The 9,733-nt window shown below is 66.3% G+C and carries 7 protein-coding genes; 1 reads left to right on the top strand and 6 read right to left on the bottom strand.

Annotated elements, in window-relative coordinates:
* Positions 1 to 99: 99 nt before the first annotated feature.
* The 5 genes from glmM to pal form a co-directional block, all read right to left on the bottom strand.
* Complete coding sequence (gene glmM, locus BN1233_RS06430) at positions 100 to 1,449, bottom strand: phosphoglucosamine mutase (protein ID WP_046862711.1); 1,350 nt, start codon at positions 1,447 to 1,449, stop codon at positions 100 to 102.
* A 194-nt stretch (positions 1,450 to 1,643) separates the two neighbouring features.
* Complete coding sequence (gene ftsH, locus BN1233_RS06425; protein WP_046862710.1) at positions 1,644 to 3,563, bottom strand: ATP-dependent zinc metalloprotease FtsH; 1,920 nt, start codon at positions 3,561 to 3,563, stop codon at positions 1,644 to 1,646.
* Between the two features lie 101 nt (positions 3,564 to 3,664).
* A complete protein-coding gene (tilS, locus tag BN1233_RS06420; RefSeq protein ID WP_425311696.1) occupies positions 3,665 to 4,723 on the bottom strand; it encodes a tRNA lysidine(34) synthetase TilS in 1,059 nt (352 codons plus the stop codon).
* 17 nt (positions 4,724 to 4,740) lie between these two features.
* Positions 4,741 to 5,700 (bottom strand): tol-pal system protein YbgF, encoded by a 960-nt coding sequence (gene ybgF, locus BN1233_RS06415; RefSeq protein WP_244470950.1) that lies wholly within the window; start codon positions 5,698 to 5,700, stop codon positions 4,741 to 4,743.
* Positions 5,701 to 5,828: 128 nt separating this feature from the next.
* A complete protein-coding gene (gene pal, locus BN1233_RS06410) occupies positions 5,829 to 6,344 on the bottom strand; it encodes a peptidoglycan-associated lipoprotein Pal (protein ID WP_046862709.1) in 516 nt (171 codons plus the stop codon).
* 272 nt (positions 6,345 to 6,616) lie between these two features.
* On the opposite strand from pal, the gene BN1233_RS06405 reads away from it, so the two are divergent.
* A complete protein-coding gene (locus BN1233_RS06405) occupies positions 6,617 to 8,104 on the top strand; it encodes a phospholipase D-like domain-containing protein (RefSeq protein WP_046862708.1) in 1,488 nt (495 codons plus the stop codon).
* A 71-nt stretch (positions 8,105 to 8,175) separates the two neighbouring features.
* On the opposite strand, the gene BN1233_RS06400 is transcribed toward BN1233_RS06405, so the two are convergent.
* Positions 8,176 to 9,567, bottom strand: coding sequence for an aminotransferase-like domain-containing protein (locus tag BN1233_RS06400; protein ID WP_046862707.1), 1,392 nt, complete (start codon positions 9,565 to 9,567; stop codon positions 8,176 to 8,178).
* Positions 9,568 to 9,733 lie beyond the last annotated feature (166 nt).

Raw genomic sequence — 9,733 nt, 5'->3', positions numbered from 1 at the left:
CGGAGCTTCACCTCTCCCCTGGCGGGAAAGGACGGACGCGAAGCGTCCGGGTGAGGGAGGAAACACCGCGCTCTCATTATCGAGCGCTGCAGCACCCACTCACGCCGCCACACGCGTCAGCGCGTCGACGACATCGTCGACGACCTCGGTCACGAGATCGCGGTCGTCACCCTCACCCATCACGCGGATAACGGGTTCGGTGCCGGAGGGGCGGATCACGAGGCGTCCGCTCGCGCCGAGGCGCTGACGGGCGGCTTCGATTGCGGTCACGACCGTCGATTGCTGGAGCGGCTGGCCGGACTTGTAGCGCACGTTCTTGAGGATCTGGGGCAGCGGCTCGAAGGAATGGCAGACCTCCGAGACCGGACGGTCGAGGCGCTTCACCATGGCGAGGAGTTGGAGCGCCGCGATCAGGCCGTCGCCGGTCGTCGCATAATCCGACATGATGATGTGGCCTGATTGCTCGCCGCCGAGATTGTAGCCGTGCTCGCGCATGTGCTCGAGGACGTAGCGGTCACCGACCGCCGTGCGCACGAGGCCGAGACCGATCCCATCGAGATAGCGCTCCAGGCCCAGATTGGACATGATCGTCGCCACGATCCCAGCCCGGGACAGGCGTCCATCGTCCTTCCAGGACCGCGCGACAACCGCCATCAACTGGTCGCCGTCGACGAGGTGCCCTTTCTCATCGACGATGAGGACGCGATCCGCGTCGCCGTCGAGCGCAATCCCGACATCGGCGCGCAGCTCGCGCACTTTCCGGACGAGCGCTTCGGGAGCCGTCGATCCGACCTCCCGATTGATGTTGAAGCCGTCCGGCTCGACGCCGATCGACACGACCTCCGCGCCGAGTTCCCAGAGCGTCTCGGGGGCGACCTTGTAGGCGGCCCCGTTGGCGCAATCTACGACCACGCGCAGCCCCTCGAAGGTGACCTGGCGCGGCAGCGTGCGCTTCGCGGACTCGATGTAACGGGCGTGGACGCTCTCGACGCGCTTCGCGCGCCCGAGATCCGCCGAGCCGGCCAGGCGCTTGGACATATCCGCGTCGATCAGCGCTTCGATGGCGTGCTCGACGCTATCGGAGAGCTTGAAGCCGTCCGGCCCAAAGAGCTTGATGCCGTTGTCCTCGTAGCTGTTGTGGGAGGCGGAGATCATCACCCCGAGATCGGCGCGCATGGACCGGGTGAGCATCGCAACTGCGGGCGTCGGCATCGGGCCGAGCAGCAGCACATCCATCCCGACCGAGGTGAATCCGGCCACCATGGCGTTCTCGATCATATAGCCGGACAGCCTAGTGTCCTTTCCGATCACGACCCGGTGGCGATACTCGCCACGATGGAACACCAGGCCGGCGGCCTGCCCGACGCGCATCGCGAGATCCGGCGTGATCACGCCGTTCGCGCGCCCCCGGACGCCATCGGTCCCGAAATATTTGCGTGCCTCACTCATGTCCGTTCCCCGCACTCCTCGGGATAGGTGCCCGCTCGCAGGACGAAGCACCGCGGTTTCAGCCTCGAAGATTCCCTACCGTATGAGGATGAACAAGGACAAATTCGAGGGAGCCACCCGTCGGATGCAGGTGGCCGTACATGCGAATGGCCGGGCAGGCCCGGCCATTCAGTAAGAAGTCGATCAGCGGAGCTTCAGGCCTGCGGCTGCGGCTCGAGCCCGCCGTCCGATTCCCGAGGCCGGCCGCGTCCTGCGGAGGGGACCGGCGAGCCGCGCGCAGGCGTCACCGGCTCCCCGGTGTCGCGGACCGGCGGCTTCCCGTTGAGCAGGTCGCGGATCTCGTCGCCCGAGAGAGTCTCGTATTCGAGAAGGCCGCGGGCCAGCGCCTCGAGATCCTCGCGCCGTTCCGTCAGGATCCGCCGCGCATCGTTGAGGCCCGCCTCGACGAGACGGCGCACCTCGGAGTCGATCTTCTGGGCCGTCGCCTCGGAGACGTTCTGCTGGCGCGCCACGCTCATGCCCAGGAACACCTCGTCCTGGTTTTCGCCATAGGCCACCGTGCCGAGCTCCGGCGAGAAGCCCCAGCGCGTCACCATCATGCGCGCCAGCCGCGTCGCCTGCTCGATATCGGACTGGGCTCCCGAGGTGACCTTCTCGTGCCCGAAGATCATCTCCTCGGCGATCCGCCCGCCCATCATGATGGCGAGGCGCGACGTCATCTGCTCGAAGGTCATCGACAGCTTGTCGCGCTCGGGCAGCTGCATCACCATGCCGAGGGCACGCCCACGGGGAATGATCGTCGCCTTGTGGACGGGATCCGTGGCCGGCACGTTGAGGGCCACGATCGCGTGGCCCGCCTCGTGATAGGCGGTCAGACGCTTTTCGTCGTCGGTCATCACCAGGGTGCGGCGCTCCGCCCCCATCATGACCTTGTCCTTGGCATCCTCGAACTCGTGCATCGTCACGATGCGCTTGCCGCGCCGCGCCGCGAGCAGTGCCGCCTCGTTGACGAGGTTCATGAGATCGCCCCCGGAGAAGCCCGGCGTGCCGCGCGCGATCACCTTGAGGTCGACATCCGGCGCCAGCGGCACCTTGCGGACGTGAACGCGCAGGATCCGCTCGCGCCCGACCACATCCGGATTCGGGACCACGATCTGGCGGTCGAAGCGGCCAGACCGCAGAAGTGCCGGATCGAGCACGTCGGGACGGTTCGTCGCCGCGATGATGATGATGCCCTCGTTGGCCTCGAAGCCGTCCATCTCGACGAGCAGCTGGTTGAGGGTCTGCTCACGCTCGTCGTTGCCACCGCCGAGGCCGGCGCCGCGATGGCGGCCGACCGCGTCGATCTCGTCGATGAAGATGATGCAGGGCGCGTTCTTCTTCGCCTGATCGAACATGTCGCGCACGCGCGACGCACCGACGCCCACGAACATCTCGACGAAATCGGAACCCGAGATCGTGAAGAAGGGCACGTTGGCCTCACCTGCGACGGCGCGCGCGATCAGGGTCTTACCGGTTCCGGGAGGCCCCACGAGCAGCACACCGCGCGGGATGCGCCCGCCGAGCCGCTGGAATTTCTGTGGATCGCGCAGGAACTCCACGATCTCCTGCAGATCCTCCTTGGCCTCGTCCACGCCCGCGACATCCTCGAAGGTGACGCGACCATGCGCCTCCGTGAGGAGTTTCGCTTTCGACTTGCCGAAGCCCATGGCCCGTCCGGCGCCGCTCTGCATCTGGCGCGACAGGAATACCCATGCGCCGATGAAGAGCACGAACGGGAGAGCGTTCACAAGGAGCGCAATGAACCAGGGCGTGTTGTCGGATTGCGGCCGGGCCGTTATCTGAACCCCCTTCTGCTGGAGCTTGCTCACCAGCATCGGATCGTTCGGCGCATAGGTCGTGAAGGTACGACCATCCGTGAACGTGCCGCTGATCTCCGGTCCGGAGATCACCACGTTCGAGATGCGGCCCGCATCAGCCTCGTTCAGCAACTGGCTGTAGGCGATGTCGGTACCGCCACCGCGCTGGCCAGGATTCTGGAACAGGGTGACGAGCGCGAGCACCAAGAGGAAGATAACGACCCACAGGGCGAAATTACGAAAGTTCGGATTCATCGATCGGGTCTGCCCCTGGGGGTCGGCGGCGGGCCCACGCCCGCGTGGTCAATATCAGCAAAATAGGCATGCGCCTCCGCATTGCCAAGGGAATGCGGCAGTCATGCGTCATCTTCACTGATGGATACATAACGTCCCCGGTAGCGTGTTGGTTCGGGCGTCACGCATAATGTTCCGTTTATGATTGTGAGGAGCATACCTCCCAGGGACACGCGAGAACGCCCGCCCATCCGCAAGGCCTCGGAGAGCCGTGCCTCAGCCCGCTCGAGACGTTCGAGGCGCGGACTGAAAGCCTCTCCGGCAATTTCCTCGATGCAAAGCGCCAGCACGCGCAGTCGGATCTCCTCCGGCTCGGCCTGCAGCGCCACCCCGTCGAGACTCAATTCCCCCTCCCCTCTGCGCAGCAGGGTTGCGCAGAGGACATCCCTCGCCCGGACGGCCAGTGCCTCCTCGGCTCTTCGGAGCCGCTGCGCCAGCGTCGCGAGGCGCTCGGGAGTGATCCCCTCGTGGGCGAGTTGCGGCAACAGCTGCCGCCTCAGGCGCACTCGCGTGAACTGCTCGTTCTCGTTGGACGGGTCCTCGATGAAGGGCCAACCCTGAAGCTGGCAGGTCGCCAGGAGCCGATCCTTGCGGGTGCCGAGGAACGGCCGCGTAAGCGCGAATTCCTGCAGCGGGGATTCAATCGCCATGCCGCGGAGACCGGAGGGGCCCGAACCGCGGGCGAGGCGCATCAGCATCGTCTCCGCCTGATCGTCGAGCGTATGGGCCGTCAGGATACGCGCGGCACCGATCTGCCGGGCAAGCGCAGCGAGCAGCCCGTATCGCGCATGCCGCGCGGCCTCCTGCAGGCCGGTGCGCGGCTTTTCGCCCGACCATCTCAGGATGCGGTGGGGGATCCCGACCGCCGCCGCCCAGGCCTCGACCTGCTGCGCTTCCGCCGCGGCTTCCGGGCGCAGACCGTGATCGACGGTGGCGGCAATAAGCGGCACGGCCTCGCGCCGCGCCTGCAGGCCGGCGGCGCCTCGCAAGAGAACCGTGGAATCGGGTCCGCCGGACACGGCGAGCACCGCCGGCCGATCATGACTCTCCCGTCTGAACAAGAAAGGCCCGAGGATAGCTTCGAGATCCGATGGCGTGAGCGCCTCGCCGGAGCTCGACAGGGAAGACACGGCCTATCTCAGGCGCACCGGGCCCGCTTCTGCTCCCGACCCGACGCCTCGCGCAGGTTGGAAGGCGTCTGCGGGTATTTGCGGTCGAGTTCGGCGAAGACCGCGCAGGCCCGGTCACGGGCGCCCATGGCATTGAGCGCCACGCCGAGCTTCAGAAGTGCATCGGGCGCCTTGGAGGCTCCCGGATGCTCGGTGGAGACGTTCAAGAACTGCTCGGCGGCTTCCCGATGCCGGTTTCGCTGAAGATAAGCTTCGCCGAGCCAATACGTGGCCTCGGGGACGAGCTGGTCCCGCGGATGCGACTGGATGAACCGGCGAAAGCCCATCTCGGCCTGCTCGTACTGCTTCTGAAGAAGATAGGAGTAGGCCGCCTCGTAATCCGCTCGGGCATCTCCCGTGCCGGTGGCCGCGATGCTCGGACCCGTGCGGGGCGGCGGCGCCGGAACCCGCCCGGTTCGTTCGAGGTCGAGCGCCCCTCCCCCGACATCGCCGTCATCGGTCGCGATGAGATCGTCGATGCTCGACAGCCGGCTGCCCGGGAGCGCCAGGGGAGCTCCCGGCGAGCCAGGCCGCGCGTCGAGTGGCGCGGAGGGTTGCGTCGATCCGAGGGGCCTCGGCGCGCCCGGCGCGTTCGGGGCTTCCGACGGATCGAAGACATCGCTGCGCCGCGCTGGGGGCGTCGGGGCTGGAGCACGCGGTGCCGGCGTCGTGCCGGGCCCCGGAGACGACCCGGATCTCGGCGCCCCCGAGCGCTCCTGGAAGCGGTATTCGACGTCCTCCTGGAACTTGCGCATCTGCTCGCGCAGCTGACGGTTCTCGTATTCGAGCTCTTCGATCTTCCCGGACAGCGAGCGGACCTGGTTCTCGAGCCGGTTGAGGCGAACGATAACATCCGCGGCATCCTGGGCGGACGCAGGCGTCACGAGCAGGAGAAGGATGAGACAGGCGAGTGGACGGAGCATGGTCATGTTGGCTGCACTTGAGGCGGTGCCGATACCACAGGAGCGCCGTCGGGGCGAATAGGCGGCGTGCCGGATAGGCCGATTTCCCATCCGGCAGAGCATCGAGCCCGATGCCGCACCCGGGCCGGGCCGGCCTACATTCCGGCGCCCGTGTCGAGGACGGTGACGACGCGCCGGTTCTGGGACCAGCAGGAGATGTCGTTGCACACCGCGACAGGACGCTCTTTCCCGTAGGAGACTGTCCGGATCCGGTTACCCTGAATGCCCCGGGACGCGAGGTAGTCACGAACGGTCTGCGCGCGGCGTGCCCCGAGCGAGAAGTTGTATTCGCGGGTCCCGCGCTCATCGGCATGGCCTTCGAGAAGCACGGCATAGTTCGGATAGCGGGACAGCCATTGGGCCTGCCTGTCGAGAGTCGTCGTCGCCGTCGGGGTGAGATCCGTCGAATCGGTCTCGAAGAAAACCCGGTCGCCGACATTGACCACGAAATCCTGGGCGGAACCGGGCGTGGCGGCGCCGGCTCCCCCGATGCCGCCGGCACCGGCACCGAAGCCCCCTCCGGCAGTCTGGTCCTTGTTGGATGAGCAGGCCGCAACGCCGAGCGTCGCGACGAAAAGGGTAGCGAACTTCACGGCACGCGTCGTGAACATGGGCAAAGACTCCTTACGCAACCGTCTGCCGAACGTGACCCATTCGGTAGCGGCCTCTTGGTTAAGAGCAGGTTCCGTCAACCTTGATGAGGTCTTGCGCGGAAGGACGGGAAAGTCACGGATTCGCGAAACTTGGCGGCAGAGTTAATCTTGAGTGAATGCGGCGCGGCGGTGGCAATGGACGGAAACGGCCAAGCCGGTCCGGCGGGCCATGATCGAAGCGGCGCAAGCCTTGCCGTGGGACTTCCGGTCGTTTCGGGCGTTGTCTCCTCATGGATGATTCAATCGCTCCTGCTGCAGCCCTCGAATCCGGGAATCTCGGACGCGCTTTCGCGCGGATCTCCGGAAGCGAGTTGCGGCTGGGGAACGATGTCCGCTTGCTGCGCAACGCTGCGGAAAACTTTCCCCTGTGGCTCGACGTGATCCGCAATGCCCAGCGCGTGATCCATTTCGAGAACTTCATCGTCGCCGACGACGAGACCGGGCGCTCCTTTGCAGAGGCGCTTGCGGAGCGAGCCTCCGTGGGCGTTCGGGTGCGCGTCCTCTATGATTGGCTCGGCTCCTCCGGGCGGGCCCTTCCCCGCTTCTGGTCTCGCCTCCGGAAGGCCGGCGTCGAGGTGCGGGTCTTCAATCCGCCCCGCCTGACGGCGCCCTTCTGGATCCGGCGCAACCATCGCAAGCTCATCACCGCCGACGGGCAAACCGGTTTCGTGTCCGGCCTCTGCATCTCGGATGCGTGGCAGGGGAAGCACGGAGGAGAGCCCTGGCGCGACACGGGCCTTTCCCTCACGGGTCCGGTCGTCGCCGACCTCGACGCGGCTTTCGCGGCGACCTGGGCCTGTGCCGGAGATCCTCTGCCGGCCGATGAGCTTGTCGATCCAGCAACGATTGCTCCCGCGGGTCATGTCGCGGCCCGCGTGATCAGCGGCCAGCCGGGCGTCTTCCGCACCTACAGGCTCGATCAGCTGATCGCTGCGACGGCCCGGCGGCGGCTCTGGCTCACGGACGCCTACAGCGTCGCGACGACGTCCTACGTGCAGGCGCTCTCGGAGGCAGCCCGGGCAGGAGTCGATGTCCGTCTGCTCGTTCCGGGAACGAGCGATATTCCGGTTCTGCAGCCGATCATCCGCGCGGGCTATCGCCCTCTGATCGAGAACGGCATTAGGGTCTTCGAGTGGAACGGGTCGATGCTTCACGCGAAGACGGCGGTCGCCGACGGGCGCTGGTCCCGGGTCGGCTCGACCAACCTCAATCTTGCAAGCTGGGCGACGAACTGGGAACTCGACGTGGTCGTCGAGAATGCCGCGTTCGGCGAGGCCATGGAAGCGATGTACCTTCAGGACCTCCGCAACGCGACCGAGATCGTGCCCGGCCGTGCCACCCGGCGGGCCCTTGCGGCCAATCTCGGCACGGGTCGGTCGAAGCGCCGGTCGACGCCGCGCGACATGGGCCGCTTCGCGGCCGGCGCGATTGCGCTCTCGCACACGCTCGGGAATGCGGTCACGGGCGGCCGCTCGCTGACGAAGACCGAAGCCCGCAGCGTGGCGATGATCGGCTTCCTTTCGCTCGCGCTCGCAGGGCTCGTGACCGTATTTCCGGCGCTCGTGATTGCGCCACTCGTAATCATGCTGATCTGGTTCGGGTTCGCGCTTCTGTTGCGCGCCCTGGGCCTGTGGCGCCGCATCAGGCGGGCCCGCCGTGTCGTGCGGCGAGCCAAGGTGATGAGGTCGGTCGAGAAAACATTTCCCAGAGCCCCGTGATTTCCGAGAGATCAGGTCTCGCCCGACTCCGTAGCTCGGTTCCGGCCGCCTTCAGCATGCGTTCGGCCGTGTCAGACAACGGACGACAGAGTGCCTGGCCCCTGCACCAGCAAGGCCGCGAGCAGCCGCAATCCCCGCTCCAATGCTGCGCGGTTCTGGGCGGCGCCGAGGGACACCCGAATTGCATCGGGTGCCGTCCCCACGGCAAAAGCATCACTCGGCACGAGTGCCAGCCCGGACTGGCGCGCCTGCGCGATGAGATCTGCCCGGCGCCACCGGTCGGGCAAGGTCAGCCAGAGATGATGTCCTTCAGGGTGCGCCAGGAAATCGACGCCGTGAAGAATCCGCGCAGCCATCTTCTGACGCGCAGCGCTCTCGTCCCTCACGGCAGTGGTTATTGTGTCCAGCGTGCCGTCGAGCACCCATTGTGAGGCCAGGGCGGTCATGAGCGGCGGCGCCATCATGCTCATGGCCCGAATTTCAGCCGTGAGACGCAGGGTTTCGGTAATGCCCGGCGTCACGACATAGGCCGTCCTCAGCGCCGGGGTCACGCATTTCGACAAGGTCGCCACCAGCCAGGTGATGTCGGGCGCCAACGCCGCGACGGGGGCCGGCGCTTTGCGTGGCAACGCCCCATAGGCGTCATCCTCGATGATCGATACGCGGTAGTGGCGCGCGATCCGGGCAATCTCCTCCCGTCGCTGGGGTGGCAGGGTTACGGTCGTCGGATTGTGGATCGTCGGAACGCAGTAAAGAGCCCGCGGACCGTCCCTCCGGCAACTTTCCTCGAAGGCCGCAGGATCGAGCCCCTCCTCGTCGAACGCTACGGGGGCCAAGCGAATGCCCCGCTTCTCGGCAACGGCTTTCAGGCCGGGATAGGTGAGTGAGGGCGTGCACAGGACATCTCCGGGCTGCAGGATGGCAGCCACGATCCCCGACAGCGCGACCTGCGCGCCGCCTACGACCATGACCCGCTCGAGGGGCACCGGTCCGAGCCGCTGTGCCAGCCATCGGGCGCCCGCGCTGCGCGCCGGACCAGCACCGGCGCTGTCCTGGTAATGAAGATGAAGCGATCCATGCGGCGAACCCAGGACGGTTGCGATCCCGCTCTGAATCCGCTCCCGCAGTATCGCCTCGGAGGGCTGCGGCGGCATGTTCATGCTCAAGTCGACGAGAGGCAGACCATCGGCGGCTGAACTCTCTTGGTCCGGGTCAATCCGCCTGCGCACGAAACTTCCCCGTCCGGTCTTGGCCTCGATCAGTCCCTGGCGCCGCGCCTCGTTGAAGGCTCGCGTCACGGTCGTGAGGTCGACGCCCAGCGCCTTCGCGAGGAGACGCTGAGGCGGAAGCCGATCACCCGGCCTCAAGCGGCCCGAATGGATGTCACTGAGAAGGGCCTCGGCGATGGCGAGGTATTTGGGCCCGCTGCCAACTTCGAGTCTGGGCTGCCAGGAAACCACGATTTCTTGACCCCTTTGTCCAGCTTATGTATGCATCCAGCACGCATACATTCTGTCGCGAGAGATACCGATCTCCGTTGAATATCCCGGGCTCGGCAATCATTTCAGTGATGTATTCTCTAGGTTTTGTATGGGAAAATTATCCATACAAAATATCGAGCAGGAGGGC

Origin of the sequence: Microvirga massiliensis (assembly GCF_001006805.1) — a bacterium.
Lineage (GTDB): Bacteria > Pseudomonadota > Alphaproteobacteria > Rhizobiales > Beijerinckiaceae > Microvirga > Microvirga massiliensis.
Note: the sequence above shows the minus strand (reverse complement) of the source record. Positions and strands in the feature narration are given on the sequence as shown.

Coding starts and splice junctions, on each gene's coding strand:
- glmM (WP_046862711.1), bottom strand. CDS start 1,449: ATGAGTGAGGCACGCAAATATTTCGGGACCGATGGCGTCCGGGGGCGC.
- ftsH (WP_046862710.1), bottom strand. CDS start 3,563: ATGAATCCGAACTTTCGTAATTTCGCCCTGTGGGTCGTTATCTTCCTC.
- ybgF (WP_244470950.1), bottom strand. CDS start 5,700: ATGACCATGCTCCGTCCACTCGCCTGTCTCATCCTTCTCCTGCTCGTG.
- pal (WP_046862709.1), bottom strand. CDS start 6,344: ATGTTCACGACGCGTGCCGTGAAGTTCGCTACCCTTTTCGTCGCGACG.
- BN1233_RS06405 (WP_046862708.1), top strand. CDS start 6,617: ATGGATGATTCAATCGCTCCTGCTGCAGCCCTCGAATCCGGGAATCTC.